This is a genomic window from Halomonas sp. S3-1-1 (genome assembly GCF_023757625.1).
In the GTDB taxonomy this organism is placed as follows: domain Bacteria; phylum Pseudomonadota; class Gammaproteobacteria; order Pseudomonadales; family Halomonadaceae; genus Vreelandella.
Genome location: NZ_JALGBZ010000001.1, coordinates 988,941 through 1,003,363 on the forward strand (window position 1 = coordinate 988,941; position 14,423 = coordinate 1,003,363).

16 protein-coding genes and 2 pseudogenes are annotated in these 14,423 nt (G+C 54.2%); 12 read left to right on the plus strand and 6 right to left on the minus strand.

Annotated elements, in window-relative coordinates:
* Window positions 1-77: 77 nt before the first annotated feature.
* Window positions 78-689 (minus strand): TetR family transcriptional regulator, encoded by a 612-nt coding sequence (locus MQW23_RS04710; protein WP_252106654.1) that lies wholly within the window; start codon window positions 687-689, stop codon window positions 78-80.
* Between the two features lie 191 nt (window positions 690-880).
* Here MQW23_RS04710 and MQW23_RS04715 point away from each other — a divergent pair, with 191 nt between their 5' ends.
* Complete coding sequence (locus tag MQW23_RS04715) at window positions 881-1,912, plus strand: succinylglutamate desuccinylase/aspartoacylase family protein (protein ID WP_252106655.1); 1,032 nt, start codon at window positions 881-883, stop codon at window positions 1,910-1,912.
* Window positions 1,913-2,250: 338 nt separating this feature from the next.
* Window positions 2,251-3,723, plus strand: coding sequence for a catalase (locus tag MQW23_RS04720; protein ID WP_252106656.1), 1,473 nt, complete (start codon window positions 2,251-2,253; stop codon window positions 3,721-3,723).
* A gap of 60 nt (window positions 3,724-3,783) precedes the next feature.
* Here MQW23_RS04720 and dusA read toward each other — a convergent pair whose 3' ends face one another.
* Window positions 3,784-4,797, minus strand: coding sequence for a tRNA dihydrouridine(20/20a) synthase DusA (gene dusA, locus MQW23_RS04725; RefSeq protein ID WP_252106657.1), 1,014 nt, complete (start codon window positions 4,795-4,797; stop codon window positions 3,784-3,786).
* 613 nt (window positions 4,798-5,410) lie between these two features.
* On the opposite strand from dusA, the gene MQW23_RS04730 reads away from it, so the two are divergent.
* From MQW23_RS04730 to MQW23_RS04745, 4 genes are all read left to right on the plus strand, one after another.
* Complete coding sequence (locus MQW23_RS04730; protein ID WP_252106658.1) at window positions 5,411-5,788, plus strand: hypothetical protein; 378 nt, start codon at window positions 5,411-5,413, stop codon at window positions 5,786-5,788.
* 69 nt (window positions 5,789-5,857) lie between these two features.
* Window positions 5,858-6,568 carry a hypothetical protein gene (locus MQW23_RS04735; protein WP_252106659.1) on the plus strand — a complete coding sequence of 237 codons (711 nt, stop codon included), beginning with the start codon at window positions 5,858-5,860 and terminating at the stop codon, window positions 6,566-6,568.
* On the plus strand, window positions 6,561-7,133 hold the full coding sequence (locus MQW23_RS04740; RefSeq protein WP_252106660.1) for a hypothetical protein: 573 nt from the start codon (window positions 6,561-6,563) through the stop codon (window positions 7,131-7,133). The genes MQW23_RS04735 and MQW23_RS04740 overlap by 8 nt, the downstream gene beginning before the upstream one ends.
* 283 nt (window positions 7,134-7,416) lie before the next feature.
* The gene (locus tag MQW23_RS04745) at window positions 7,417-8,169 is read left to right on the plus strand and encodes a hypothetical protein (RefSeq protein ID WP_252106661.1); all 753 of its coding nucleotides are present in this window, start codon (window positions 7,417-7,419) and stop codon (window positions 8,167-8,169) included.
* 70 nt (window positions 8,170-8,239) lie between these two features.
* Here MQW23_RS04745 and MQW23_RS19555 read toward each other — a convergent pair whose 3' ends face one another.
* The gene (locus MQW23_RS19555) at window positions 8,240-8,413 is read right to left on the minus strand and encodes a DUF4113 domain-containing protein (RefSeq protein ID WP_442908582.1); all 174 of its coding nucleotides are present in this window, start codon (window positions 8,411-8,413) and stop codon (window positions 8,240-8,242) included.
* Between the two features lie 12 nt (window positions 8,414-8,425).
* A pseudogene (locus MQW23_RS19560) lies at window positions 8,426-8,638 on the minus strand (DinB/UmuC family translesion DNA polymerase); the annotation flags it as partial.
* A gap of 323 nt (window positions 8,639-8,961) precedes the next feature.
* Here MQW23_RS19560 and MQW23_RS04755 point away from each other — a divergent pair.
* Window positions 8,962-9,285, plus strand: coding sequence for a hypothetical protein (locus MQW23_RS04755; protein ID WP_252106663.1), 324 nt, complete (start codon window positions 8,962-8,964; stop codon window positions 9,283-9,285).
* 176 nt (window positions 9,286-9,461) lie between these two features.
* On the plus strand, window positions 9,462-9,785 hold the full coding sequence (locus MQW23_RS04760) for a hypothetical protein (RefSeq protein WP_252106664.1): 324 nt from the start codon (window positions 9,462-9,464) through the stop codon (window positions 9,783-9,785).
* 779 nt (window positions 9,786-10,564) lie between these two features.
* Here the strand turns inward: MQW23_RS04760 and MQW23_RS04765 are convergent.
* The gene (locus MQW23_RS04765) at window positions 10,565-10,687 is read right to left on the minus strand and encodes a phage tail protein (protein ID WP_252106665.1); all 123 of its coding nucleotides are present in this window, start codon (window positions 10,685-10,687) and stop codon (window positions 10,565-10,567) included.
* Between MQW23_RS04765 and MQW23_RS04770 the strand changes: the two are divergent.
* The 3 genes and pseudogenes from MQW23_RS04770 to MQW23_RS04780 all read left to right on the plus strand — a co-directional run.
* Window positions 10,648-10,881, plus strand: a pseudogene (locus MQW23_RS04770) (integrase core domain-containing protein); the annotation flags it as partial. The gene MQW23_RS04765 and the pseudogene MQW23_RS04770 sit on opposite strands and share 40 nt — an antisense overlap.
* Before the next feature lie 159 nt (window positions 10,882-11,040).
* A complete protein-coding gene (locus MQW23_RS04775; protein ID WP_264297471.1) occupies window positions 11,041-11,469 on the plus strand; it encodes a DUF3617 domain-containing protein in 429 nt (142 codons plus the stop codon).
* 60 nt (window positions 11,470-11,529) lie between these two features.
* On the plus strand, window positions 11,530-12,102 hold the full coding sequence (locus MQW23_RS04780; RefSeq protein ID WP_252106667.1) for a hypothetical protein: 573 nt from the start codon (window positions 11,530-11,532) through the stop codon (window positions 12,100-12,102).
* Window positions 12,103-12,112: 10 nt separating this feature from the next.
* Here the strand turns inward: MQW23_RS04780 and MQW23_RS04785 are convergent, their stop codons facing one another.
* Window positions 12,113-12,637: a helix-turn-helix domain-containing protein gene (locus tag MQW23_RS04785; protein ID WP_252106668.1), complete on the minus strand. Its 525-nt coding sequence runs from the start codon at window positions 12,635-12,637 to the stop codon at window positions 12,113-12,115.
* 280 nt (window positions 12,638-12,917) lie between these two features.
* On the opposite strand from MQW23_RS04785, the gene gltX reads away from it, so the two are divergent.
* Window positions 12,918-14,396, plus strand: coding sequence for a glutamate--tRNA ligase (gene gltX, locus MQW23_RS04790; RefSeq protein WP_252106669.1), 1,479 nt, complete (start codon window positions 12,918-12,920; stop codon window positions 14,394-14,396).
* The last annotated feature ends 27 nt before the right edge of the window (window positions 14,397-14,423 follow it).

Below are 14,423 nucleotides of genomic sequence, written 5' to 3' on the forward strand. Positions count from 1 at the left end.
AGGTTTCTGTTCTGACTATCACGCAAAAGCCCGCCAAGAGGCGGGCTTTTTGCTGGACGCTGTGGGCTATAACCACGCTAACGTCTTATCAGCAAAATAAGAGCGTCGATGATCTCGGCGCCGCGCTCGCTGAGCGAGTAGCGGTCCGGCGTGCGCAGCCAGTCGTGAAATAACCCGCCGAGCGCTGCCTGCAAGAGCCGGGTCGCCACTTCCGGGGTCAGGCCTTCGCGAAGCTGGTGCTGCTCGTAGGCCGCTTTGAACAGACAAAGCATTTCGTCGAAACACTCTTCGTTGATCTCGTTTTGCATTTCGAGCGGGTTGATATCGCTAAAGAACTCGCAGCGGTGCAGCAAAATCGAGAGCGTGCGCCGGTAGTGAGGCTGCTCCAAGCGGCTCATGCCGGCCAGGCATGCGCGGTGTACGGCATCCAGCGGTAAAATGTCCGGGTCGACGTTTTGAACCTCTTCGACCAGCGACTGAAAGGGCATGCGCACGCGCTCGATCAGCGCCATGAACAGATCGCCCTTGTTTTTGAAATGCCAGTAAACCGCTCCGCGAGTAACGCCGGCGTGCCGGGCCACCTGCTCGAGCGAGGTACGCGCGACGCCTTTATCGAAAAACACCTCTTCGGCCGCGTCCAGCAACGCTTCGCGCGTAGCGGCCGCTTCTGCCTTGGTTTTTCTAGCCATAAACGCAACCCTGGTAACGACGTCGAAGGAGCGATATTTTATCTTAAACACCGCCGTTTTACATTCAAAACTGTATGGTTAACTGACCGACGTCATTCGCGCGCTCAATCAACGCCTTAAGCGGCCGATAAGCGATAGATTATCCAGCACCGGCGCTCGCAGTGCGCGCCGACGCCTCATCAGGAGTGCTCATGGCACAAGCCCCGTTTCAGATCGCAGGCCACACCCTTCAGCCCGGCCAACGGCTACAAATCGACGTGCCGGTGGCGCGGCTTTACACCCACACGCCGCTGCATATCTCCATCGAGGTCGTCCACGGGCGCCGCGAGGGGCCTGTCATGCTGGTGTGCGGCGGCATTCACGGCGACGAGATCAACGGCGTCGAGATCGTGCGCCGGCTTCTGCGCTCGCGCTCGATCAATAGCCTGAGCGGTACGCTAATCGCCGTGCCCGTCGTCAACGTTTTCGGCTTTTTGCAGCAAACCCGCTATCTGCCCGACCGGCGCGATTTGAACCGCTGCTTTCCGGGGAGTGACAAGGGCTCGCTCGGCGGGCGCATCGCCGCGCTGTTGCGCGAGGAGATCGTCGATCACGCCACGCATATCATCGACCTGCACACCGGCGCCATTCACCGCACCAACCTGCCGCAGATTCGCGCTCAGCTCGAACCCGACAGCGAAACCGCGCGCATGGCCGACGCCTTCGGCGCGCCGGTGGTGCTCAACGCCGAGCTTCGCGAGGGCAGCCTGCGCCACTACGCCCAGTCCCGCGGCATTCCCGTACTCACCTACGAGGCCGGCGAGGCGCTGCGCTTTGACGAGTGGGCGATCGCTCCGGGCGTGCGCGGCATTCTACGCGTGATGCGCCGGCTCAAGATGCTGTCCGGCGAGCAGCGCCGCCGCCTGCCTGCCCCGGCGGAGCTTGCCAACGGCTCGAGCTGGGCGCGTGCGCCGATCGACGGCATCCTGCGCCCCAAGGTGCGCCTGGGCGCGCGGGTCGCCAAGGGGGAAGTGCTGGGCCGAGTGGCGGACCCATTCGGCAACGATGAAGGCGATGTCGTTTCGATGGCGGACGGCATCGTGATCGGCATGAGCCGTTTGCCGCTGGCCAACGAAGGCGAGGCGCTCTATCACATCGCCCGCTTTGACGAGATCGAAGAGGCGGAAACCGCCATCGAGAGCTTTCAGTCGAGTCTCGAGCCGGTCACCGACCCAATGTATTGAAATGCTGTATTGAAAACCTGTATTGAAACGCTGTATTGAAACGCTGTATTGAAGTGCTGTACCGAAAGATTTGCGCCGCCGAGCGTCGATAAAAAAATGCCCCGGCGGCGTCACTAATACGCCATCGAAATGTCATAGTTTAAAACCCCGGATAAAAGCGAAGCTGATCGTCTAAGGCTATGGACACTATAGGCGGGGTTTGGCGTCGCCACGTGGCATGATGGTGACATCCTGGCTATAACTGTGGATCAAAGCGCCAGTTAGAACGCATTAGTGGCCAAGAAGGCCCGTACAAAGGTGGCCCCTCGAGGCCCCGGATCGTGACATGGAGGAAGGGTATGACAAACGGTAAATCCAACTACACCACCACGGACGCCGGTATCCCGGTAGCAAGCGACGAGCATTCGCTTTCCGTCGGCGCGGACGGCCCGATCGTACTGCACGACCACTACCTGATGGAGCAGATGGCGGCCTTCAACCGGGAAATGATTCCGGACCGTCAGCCCCACGCCAAGGGCGGCGGCGCGTTTGGCCATTTCGAAGTCACTCACGACGTCAGCCAGTACACCCGCGCCAAGTTTCTGCAGAAGGGCAAGAAAACCGAAATGCTGGCGCGCTTCTCCACGGTTGCCGGTGAGTCGGGCAGCCCGGACACCTGGCGCGACCCGCGCGGCTTCTCGCTGAAGTTTTACACCGAAGACGGCAACTTCGACATGGTGGGTAACAACACCCCCGTGTTCTTCGTGCGCGACCCGCTCAAGTTCCAGCACTTCATCCACTCGCAAAAGCGTCGAGCCGACAACGGCCTGCGCGATCACGACATGCAGTGGGATTTCTGGACGCTCTCGCCGGAGTCTGCCCACCAGGTCACTTGGCTGATGGGTGATCGCGGCGTACCCGCTAGCTGGCGCCACATGAACGGCTACTCCAGCCACACCTACATGTGGGTCAACGACAAGAGCGAGCGCTTCTGGGTCAAGTACCACTTCAAGACCGACCAGGGCATCAAGTGCATGACCCAGGAACAGGCCGACGAAATGGCGGGTACCGACGCGGATTACCACCGTCGCGACCTGTTCGACGCCATCAAGCGCGGCGACAACCCGACGTGGACACTGCACGTGCAGATCATGCCCTTCGAGGACGCCAAGACCTATCGCATCAACCCGTTCGATCTGACCAAGGTGTGGCCGCACGACGACTACCCGCTGCAGGAAGTGGGCAAGATGACGCTCGACCGCAACCCGACGGACTTCCACTCCGAAATCGAGCAGGCGGCGTTCCAGCCGAGCAACTCGGTGCCGGGCACCGGCTTCTCGCCGGACAAGATGCTGCTGGCGCGCGTCATTTCCTACGCGGATGCACACCGTGCTCGCCTGGGCGTCAACTACCAGCAGATCCCGGTCAACGCGCCGAAAACCCAGGTGAACAGCTACGCCCAGGGCGGCCGGATGCGTATCGCCAATTCGACCGACCCGGTCTACGCACCCAACAGCAAAGGCGGCCCCCACGCCGACCCGAAGGCTTTCCCGGAAGACGCGGTATGGGAAGCGGATGGCGAGTTCGTTCGCGCCGCCTACACGCTGCGCCCGGACGACGGTGACTTCAACCAGGCCAACGATTTGGTCAACAAGGTGATGGACGACGCCGCGCGTGATCGCCTGGTGAACAACATCGTCGGGCACGTTTCCGGGGGCGTGGAAGAGCCGGTGCTGTCGCGGGTGTTCGAATACTGGAAGAACGTCGACCAGGCCATCGGCGAGCGCGTCGAGAAGGGCGTGATGGAAAACCGCCAGAAGGCCGGCAAGTAAGCCAAGCCTTTCAAGCGCTAAGTAAGCTCCACCCGCCACGGTACGCCGTGGCGGGTTTTTTTATGCCGCGGTTTCGGGCTCGCGGATCAGGCCGAGAGCATCGTCATAAAGGCGCAGGCCCGCACCTTCCTTGTGAGCGTGCTCGGAAAGGTGACGCCGAAAGCGTCGCCCGCCCGGGCAGCCTTGGAAAAGCCCCAGCAGGTGACGGGTGATGTGGTTGAGCTTCGCGCCTTCATCGAGCCGCGTTTGGATGTACGGGCGAAACGCCTGCGCCGCGTCCAGCCGGCTCATGGCCGGGCCGGGCTCCCCGAAAATCGCCTGATCGACTCCGGCCAGCAGCCACGGGTTCTGATACGCCTCGCGCCCGACCATGACGCTATCGACGTGCGCAAGCTGCGTCTGACACTCCTCGAGCGTCTTGATGCCGCCGTTAATGCCAATATGAAGCTCGGGGTTCGCGGCTTTCAAGCGGTGTACGCGCGGGTAGTTCAGCGGCGGCACGTCGCGGTTCTGCTTGGGCGACAGCCCCTGCAGCCACGCCTTACGCGCGTGCACGGTAAACGTGGTGCAGCCGGCCTCGGCCACCATAGCGATAAAGCGCGCCAGGTCCGCGTCCTCGTCCTGGTCGTCGATACCGATCCGGCACTTTACCGTCACCGGAATCGACACCGCCGCCTGCATCGCCTTCACCGCCGCCGCCACCTTCTCCGGGTAGCCCATCAGGCACGCGCCGATCAGGTTGTTCTGCACCCGATCGCTGGGGCAGCCCACGTTCAGGTTCACCTCGTCATAGCCCCACTGCTCGGCAATCGCCGCACACTCGGCGAGCTCACCCGCGTCGCTACCGCCAAGTTGCAGCGCAATCGGATGCTCCACCTCGGTGTAACCCAGAAAGCGCTCGCGCGGCGAGCCGTGCAAAATTGCCCCGGTGGTCACCATCTCGGTGTAGAGCAGGGTGCGGCGGGTCAACGTGCGGGCGAACGCGCGGTAATCGCGGGTCGTCCAGTCCATCATGGGCGCCACCGAGAAGCGGCGGCCCCGGTCGGCGCTATTTTCGTTCGTAAAATCGGTCATGGAAATCGGTTCTTTAGCTGTATAAATATATAGCTATAGTATGGGTATGGCTGAAACGAGCGCTGTGAACAACCGGTAGTGACGAGCCGCGGCTCGACGGAAAGCTGATTTGTGGCGGGTCGTTTCATGCACGATCAATGGGATTGGCGGTATTGTACGGAAGAAAGCGGAGTACTCACAGCGCGAGAAGCCAAAGGTGACAAGAAAGCTCGGGGCAGGCTCCGCGCAACGGCGTTGGTTTGAGCGAGCAAATTGAAACCAAAAAATGGGCGCTATTGAGATAGTGATGATGACCCTGGTAGGTTAAGCTCGCTTAACAGAAGCGAAGGTTGCAGAGCGTTCATGTTGGCTTTTGAGGTCGAGATGATGAGCAGGGCAGGGCATGGTTCAACTTGAACGGATGCAGAGGTTTTTTTAATGGGCGACCTTATGGTTGGTGAACAGATCATCAAGCGGGTGCAGCGGTTGGCTGAAGGCGCGCTGTACCTGATCAGTGATAACGAACTGTACCAGCCGGAGATGATCAAGCCGTAGGACATGGGGGATCTAGAGATTCTGGGGCGATGTGAGATTCGGATTGGGCGGGTGGTTTAATTTTTAATTAGGGAAAGTTATGCGTCATAATTACTATAAAAGTGTCCATTTTTACGACATTGCTGTCTATTGTACATGTCGAGGAATTAAGGATAACTCTGGTAATCCTATAAGGTATCGTTCGCCTTTGGATATAAACGTTATGCTTGCCGAATTGTCAGGAATGAAGAAGTCTTTTTCCGAGCCGCTGGCTATTGGGAAGAATGAATATTATCTGGAGGGATTTTTAAAAGAGAATAAAGCTAAATATGTAGTTAAAGATGACGAGGATTTAGATAAAGTTGATAAAAGCATCTCAGAAGAAAGTGATGCTGAACCAGTAGATCTTGCTGATAATGAGCCTGATCCGGCTATTAGTAGAATGTTTAACAGTAGTACTTTGGATGTTTATCTTTAGGATATAAAACAGTTTCCAGATTTTTTTGCTCTGCTGATAAACTTTACTAATTTAAAAAGCGCTCATAGTGTGGTTAGAGATATTTCAAGTGGGCAAAGAAATGAAAATAATCTTACCCAGAGCGAAGGTGGTGACCATTCCGCTCACATAGTAATCTTTAAGGAAAAGAAAGGCGATCGTCAAGTTTGTTTGGTAGAAAGGACAAATGGGCTGCAGGGAGCTGCTTTAAAATCGTTTTTTGACTATCTAGGTAAGTTGGTAGCTGAAGAAAATACTGACTCTTTCACAATCGATCACCCTGAAGGGTTGTTAGATAATAAAGGAAGAGTAAAGAAAAGAATGATCTTGCCTAAATTTAATTTTCATGGCTATCCTTCAGAGCAGTTTTTTGAAGACTTAGAAAATGGTCGTATGAACAGTATCAGTTTAGTTGGTGAAGCAAACCAAATGCGTGGTATAGGAGACGATCTTCCTCCTGAGTTCAGAGAAGTAGCGATTCAGCTTGATGCAGACTTGTCAAAGCTTGAAAGCTGGAGAGAATTTATTGGTAGAAATATTATATATGGTAAAGAATATAATTTAGAAAAACTTCGTGTTAAATTTACAGATGCAAGTGGTTCTTCACATACCACTGAGATAGAATTTGATGATGACTTAAACGACGGTAATTTAAAGTACGTGAAGAAGCGCCGTGTTGGTATGAGTTTTAGGCCAAAATCTTCCTATGATCAGATTAACGTGAACTTCTTAAAGAAGATGCTGGAGGTGTGTGATGGTTAGCTATAAAATAATAATTTATCAGCTTACTAGGCCGGTATCATACTTGTTTATTAAGCACTCCGATAAATATATTTATGACTGGGTGGTGCCTTCCATCCTGTTGGTGACTACATCAGTTTTGTTTTTTTTATTATCCATAGATTTTTTTAATCTATATCTATTGGTTGGTAAAATATCAACTCTACTAGCAGCCCTGCCTGGTTTTTTTATAGCGGCTCTAGCAGCAGTGGCTACTTTCAATCGGTTAGATATTGATAAGCCTATGTCTAAGGAGAACCCCCCTAAAATTGAAACTCTGATAAACACTCAATATAAAGATATGCCTCTTTCAAGAAGGAGGTTTCTATGCATGCTCTTCTCTTTTTTGACTGTTCAGAGTATTTTTTTGTCTTTCTTAGGTTTTATACCTGAGAGTTTTGTTTTTTATGACCCAAGCAATAGTAATGTACTAATCCATCATGGTGTTTCAATTGCTTATTTTTTGGTTTTCTTCTTTTTCTTTTTTCAGCTTTTAACTACTACTATGCATGGTTTATATTATTTAGGTGATAAAATCCACTATTAGAAGTTTTTTATTTCTACTTTGTTAGTTTTCACTTGTTATCTAATGTATCGTATCTAGCTGACTTTTTGTTTAATACATAAAAAATTCTACTCGTTTTTTATTTAAAGCCTTCGCAGTTTTTAACGCATTATCCATAATCCTTGTTAGTTGCTGATAATTTTTACAGTATAAGTCTCTAGTGCACGGTGCATCGCATCGCTGTAGGGGGAGTTAGCACTATGCGCTTGAATTAGTATTTTTTCTGCTTGGTCGGTGATTATATAAGCCCCCTGTGGAGGTAGGAATGATTGAGCTAGAACAGCAATATATCAGATTGTTGAATGAAATAAAAAACTGTCACTCAAAAAATGCTTTTCGCTCAGCCTTGCATCACTTAGATAAAGCTAAAATTTTGTACGACCTTGATAAGGAAATGTGTGTTTTTCGGGCCATAACAGCAGAAGAAGAGGCGGCGTCTGGCTTAATGCTTTCACTGAAAGAAGGTGGATATAAGCTTTCTAATAAACTTAAGCATCGTGATCATGTTCACAAAAGTGCTATTTATCCTTTTATATCCTTGGTGCAAATGGCGTTTGGGTACTCACTTAAAAATAGTTGCATTCGGTTAGGGTTGGCTATTGTTGATAATGAAAATGAATTTTCATTAAAAAGCTACCATACCATCCCAGGTTTAAATCTTTATTCATACCCTATGCCTCCACTGAATTTTGAATTTAAGTTAAATGGGGATTCCATTTCCTACGATAAACAGATTAGTGACTACTTAGACCATGTTGGAGAGGGAGATATTGTTAAGTATGTTAAAGATATAGCTAATATCAGAAATAAAGTGCTTTATGCAAGTAATGATGGTTGCCCTAGTGTGGAGATTAAAAAAACTTTTGTAGAAGGGAAGAAAAGAAAGGTTTTAGAGATGTTGGCAATATATCTGCTTACTAAGCCTTATGCAGAGAACCAGCTTTTTGTTCAGCAAAGTATTTATGCATATTTAAAGATGTTGAAAGCTATTTCTAGTGAGATTGGTTTAGTTGAGTGAATTTTTAAGCCTTAAGTAACTACTTTCTCTTCCCCGCTATCTCATCCGTATACGCCTTCATCAGCTTATCCTATTGCGTCGTATACCGCGGACTGCGATGCGCGCACCGCAAATGCCACGGCGCGTTCTTCTCCGGTAGGCCCCGCCGTACCGTGCCCTTGCCCATCTTCTCGTTCAGCGCGTCCATGGCGGCCATGAGCTGTTGGCTGCGCTGGCGTTCCTCTTCCGTTTGCGGGGTTTCCATCAGGCTGAGCTGTTGGCGGTGCTGGTCGGTGAGGTCGAGCATCATCACGCCGGCTTTCTTGTATTTATAGTTGGGCCGGTAGATCTTCTGCAGCGCTACGTTGGCCGCGTAGAGGATTTCGTGGGTGTCCTGGGTGGGACGTTCGAGCTCGACCAACAGACTGGGGGAGTACTGAGGTTGGTCCTGTCGGAAGCGGTCGGTTTTGAGGAGCACCAGCACGGCGCGGGCGAGGCTTTTTGCGTGCTAAGCTTCTAAGCACCGCGCTGGGCTTGGTAGAACAGGGCACCTGTGTATGAGCATGAACATCTCGTCGATCTAGTAGGATTCGACTTTGGCAGTTTCCTGCTCAAGAATGCTTCGCACCCTGTAGGGTATATAGCCGAATAGCTCGTAGCTGGAGGCGTACAGCGGATCTCGCTGGGCTCAACCTAATCACACGCAAAGTGGACGGGCATAGCCTTCTCGATACTCAGCAGTAGAAGTGCTGGAACGTGATAAATACGGGGCAGGTGCTGTAAATAACTGTGTGGACCGATACAGGGGAAACGATGGTCATTAAAACCGTACTGGCGTTATCTACGCTAGCGCTATCAAGCCTGGCAATGGCTGCCGATATACCGCGCTTTGAAGTTGAGGCCATTTGCAAAGAAATTTCTGGCGATAGCCACGATATGTTCAATTTTTGCATTGAGCAGGAGCAAAAATCCTACAATCAGCTGCGCGATGAAGCCGAATCGATTGATGCGCGAACGATGAGCTATTGCACCGAGGGAGCTGGCGATAGCTATGAGGTGCTGCTGTTTTGTATAGAGGATGAAACCGATGATGAAACCGACCCCGCCAATCCCCTGAAATCTTTCAGCTTTGACTAGCTATCGATTGGCTAGTGGTAGACGGGGAGGGAGGATTCATCAATGCCGAGCAGTTTATGGGAAGCAGGTCGACGTGGTGCTGGGCGGTGTAAGCGATCTTTGAAGTGGCGGGGCGTTGTTTGATAAATCGGAGGCAGGTGCTGTAAATAAGTGTGTATACCGATACAGGGGAAACGATGGTCATTAAAACCGTACTCGCGTTATCTACGCTAGCGCTATCAAGCTTGGCAATGGCTGCCGATATACCGCGTTTTGAAGTTAAGGCCATTTGCAAAGAAATTTCTGGCGGTAGCCTCGATACGTTCAATTATTGCATTGAACAGGAGCAAAAATCCTACATTCAGCTGAGCGATGAAGCTGAATCGATTGATCCCCGAACGATGAGCTATTGCACCGTGAGGGCTGGTGATAGCTATGATTTTCTGCTGTCTTGTATAGAGGATGAATCGGATGATGAAAACGAGCCCGCCAATTCGCTGAGTTCTTTCAGCCTTGACTAGCTATCGATTGGCTAGTGGTAAACGGCGAGGAAGGATTCATCAATGCCTAGCCGTTTAGTGGAAGCAGGTAGACGTTGTGCTGGGCGGTGTAAGTGATCTTTTGCATGACGCGACCGTGATCGACTACAGCGAATATTCAGAAGCCTTGCAACGCTGAAGGTGTCGCCAAGAAGCTCGCGTTTTACTGCCGGAAGCTTCGCGACGGATGAGCACCCGCCATGGCGGGCGGGCTTACTGCTTCAGAGGAGGCGGCTCTATCCAATTAGCCGCTATCTCACATCGAATGTTCGTGCCAAAACCACCATCGTTTAAATCGTGCGATACCTCGGCCACGATCCAGTTGGCTGTGTCGATGGGTGGCTTGAAGCCGCTCACCCTGACCGGTGATTCCGGCTGAATACTCGCCTGGCCCAGCGCCAAGGTTAGTTCGCACTCCGCCACGCCTCGCTGAATACGTTGCAACTCGTTGTACGCCGCGGCTAGTGCGTCGTCCTCAGAGGCGTAGGTGGCCGTAGCCGTTTGGCGTTATCATCCATACCGGTCAGCACGGTTTGGCGCTCTGCACCTCGCGTGTCGTTCCGGTACGCTTTCATGCCGCTGTGGCCGTCGTGGTTTTCCAAAATGATATCGCGCTGGTCAACAGGCCGCGCTGTTGCCGTCCACTTACTCGAGCGTGAGGGTGAAATCGATCTGCTCGGCGGCACCGTCGCGGAAAAGGTGGCCTCCACGCGAGTGACGACCCAAAGGCCGTACTGGTGGCCCGTGCCCTCAAAAAGCAGTCAGGCGTTGCCCTGGTTGGCCATGTCGCGGATCTCGTTGAAGCTGAAGCGCCCGCCGGTGAACGACGGCAGTAGGGTGCCGAAAAGCGTGGTTCTTTTGGAGCAGGGAGGGGACGGTGTCATTACGCTTTATCCAGCCGGGCAAACTTACTCAAAATGCCTTTGTGGAAAGCCTAAGCGGCAAGTTTCGAAACGAATGTCTGAATCGTCAATGCTTCACGACGATAGTTGAGGCAAGAGCAGAGATAGCGGCGCGGCAAGACCATTACAATCATGTACGTTCCCACAATTCGCTCAATTATCTGCCGCCCGTTTAATATGCTCTCCGGGCGGCATAGTGTGGAAAATCACATTGAGTCAGCGGTATTAATTCAAGGAAAATATCCGGTGATGATCGGCTAGGTCGCTGAAAAGAGTATTCAAGTTCTTGTCTAATCTTCTATGCTCGGTCTTCACCATACCATCAAGAGAACCCTATGCCACGTCTTCATTCATTGGCTTTGTTAGCCCTTTTTCTGCCCTGCACGCTGTGGGCGCGGGACGATTTTCAATCCGGGTTGTGGCGAGTTGATATGACGACGTTCAACCTGCCGCGCGCTGAAGGTGATGCGCCGGTCTCTAGCGCAACCGAGACCTTGTGCCTGACGCCGGAGCAGGCGCAGAGCCCGCAGGGCATGGTACAAGCGATTTGGGGCCAGCTCTCCTGTGACGATGTCGAGATCGATTACCGCAACGGTGGTGCGAAGGTGTCGGTGGGCTGTGGTGCAAACGACAGCGCTATGCGCTCTGTCGATACGCTGACGTTCGATAGCCCCTCCGCGGTCACCAGCGAGCTGAAAACCCATTCCCACGGCTACACCGCGCAAACGCTGAGCGAATACCGCTGGCTAGCAAGCGACTGCTAATGACGCGCCGCCACCTTTAATGGTATAGCGTAGAGGTCGGGTTCGTTGAGAGGTGCGGGTATGTTGAAAGCACGCGGTGGTATCGCGGCGGTGGCGGTGAGTCTTCTATGGCTTTCCGGCTGTAACGAACAGATGGATGAAGCGCCGCGGGTGGTCGAGGAAGTGCCCAGCGACGCGGTGGTCGAGAACGTTGCGAGCGAACCCGAGCGCGCGCTGATCGATGTCGAATTTTCGCTGCACGCCGGGTTGAGAAGCGATCGGCGTTTAACCGTCGAAGGTACGTCCAACCTGCCGGACGGCACGCGCGTTCAGGTGATCGTGGAGCGTGAAATCAGTAGCGTGCGCTGGCAGTCGCGCACGACGATCAGCGACGGCCAGTTCGCGGCCGGGCCGTTTGGCTCGGGAAGCGGGCTGCCGGACGGCGGGTACCTCGTACAGGTGCAGTCGAGCGAGGGCAGTGTTCAGCCTCAGGCCGTCCAAAACGTGATCGGTCGTGAAGGCGAGTACCTGTCAGGCGAGCTCGTTACCCAAACTCGCCACGGACTGGGGCAGGTAGCCACCTACTCACGGCGCTTCCTGGTGGGGAGTGAGCCAAGACGTACGCGTGACCAGGTGGACGTGATTGAAGAGTGAATAGGGTGCTTTAGGCAGGACACCAGTGAGCGATAACAACGGCGTGAATCTCTTCACCGCTCGGCGTTTTGGCAAAATGCACGAGCTGGAATTGATCGTCACGCTTGACCAGATAATGCCCGGCCTTGTGGAACACGTGCGTCGGGCCAAGCAACAGAAGATCGCCCGGGGAGGCGGGAGCGAAATCCGTTTTGGCACCGGGCGTGGTCATCACGCAGGGCGCTTTCCAGTCAATTTTAAGCGGCAGGTGAGCCGGCGGCGTGAGCATCGTCGCCTGCACTTGCTCCCAGGGAAGGGGGCCCTGGTGCGTCAGTGTCAGTAGCGGCGGCGCGCTGTCACCCTCGAGCAGCGTGGCCAGCGAACACTCCAGTGCGTCGGCCAGCGCCACCAGGCGTTCGTGGCCAATCTGCTTGATCGCCCCCGACTCCCAGTACGATATCGTTACATCCGACACGCCAACTTTTCGGGCAAGGGCAGCTTTGTTTAGCTTCACCCGTTGCCTGAGCTGTTTAATACGTGATCCAAGCGATTCCATTTTATTTTCCCATCGATGAGCCAAACAAACGCGTTTGATTTACTTCCATTGATGCCAATGGTCAGCCTGTTCCTGCTGATGCAACGAGCCGTTGCATCAGCACGGTCATGCATCATAGGCAGTGTGCCCAAAATAGCAAAGACCCTCCGAAAACAGCTGCTATATCCCTAGCAACTTTTGTTAGGACGTCAATCTGGCCAGGATGTTCCATCGATAGGCTGTTTGATGATCATTGAGCGCGTATAATGGCGCCCATGCTCGATGTTAAAAGGATATCTGAATGACCGTACGCACGCGTATAGCGCCTTCTCCTACAGGAGACCCCCACGTCGGCACGGCGTATATCGCGCTGTTCAATCTGTGCTTTGCGAGAAAGCTCGGCGGCGAATTCATTTTGCGTATCGAGGACACTGACAGGGTGCGCTCGACGGCGGAATCCGAGCAGATGATTCTGGACTCGCTGCGCTGGCTGGGCATCGAGTGGGACGAAGGCCCGGACGTGGGCGGCCCGCACGGCCCGTATCGGCAAAGCGAGCGCGGCGACATTTACGCCGAGCACGCCCAGAAGCTGCTCGACGCCGGTCACGCCTTCAAGTGCTACCGTACCAGCGAAGAGCTCGACGAGCTTCGCGAGGCGCGTAAGGAAGCCGGCCTGCAGCTGGCGCTCAAACCGGCGGACCTGGCGCTGGATGACGCCGAGCAGGCGCGCCGCGAAGCCGAGAACTGGCCGTTTGTCGTGCGCATGAACGTACCCGTCGAGGGCGTGTGCGTGGTCGAGGATATGCTGCGCGGTCGCATCGAGGTCGACTGGGCCCAAGTGGACGCGCAGATTCTGGTCAAGTCCGACGGCATGCCGACCTACCACATGGCCAACGTGGTGGATGATCACCTGATGGGGATCACTCACGTGCTGCGCGGCGAGGAGTGGATCAACTCCGCGCCCAAGCACAAGCTTCTTTATGAGTACTTCGGTTGGGAAATGCCGGCGCTTTGTCACATGCCGCTTTTGCGTAATCCGGACAAGTCGAAGCTGTCCAAGCGCAAGAACCCGACCTCGATCAACTACTACCGCCGCATGGGCTTTTTGCCTCAGGCCGTGACCAATTACCTGGGCCGTATGGGCTGGTCGATGCCCGACGAGCGCGAGAAGTTCAGCCTCCAGGAAATGATGGACGCCTTCGATATCCAGCGGGTATCGCTGGGCGGGCCGGTGTTCGATCTCGAAAAGCTCACCTGGCTCAACGGCGTCTATATCCGTGAAGACATGGACGATGACGCGCTGCTCAAGGCGTTGCGCGAATGGGCGTTCAACGAAGAGTACGTGCGCCAGATTCTGCCCCAGGTGCGTACCCGGGTGGAAACGCTCTCCCAAGTCGCGCCGCTGGCCGGCCACTTCTTCTCCGGGCTGCCCGCCATTACGGAAGCCGACTTCGAGAGCGTGAAGCTCGAGCGCGAAGAGCTGGTCAAGCTTCTACAGTTTCTGGTGTGGCGCTTCGAAACGGTGCCGGCCTGGAACAAGGAGGCGCTTCTGGCTGAAGTTCAGACGCTGGCCGGCGCCTTCGATCTCAAGATGAAGGCGTTTTTGGCACCGGTGTTCATCGCCATCACCGGCTCAAACGCGAGTACCTCGGTCATGGACGCCATGGCGATTCTGGGCTCTGACGTGACCCGTGCGCGGCTTCGCCACGCCATCGAAGTGCTCGGTGGGGTCTCCAAAAAGAAGGCGAAACGCTTCGAAAAAGAGTTTCGCGCGCTCTAGGCGCTCGCTTGCTAGCCACGGCCCGCC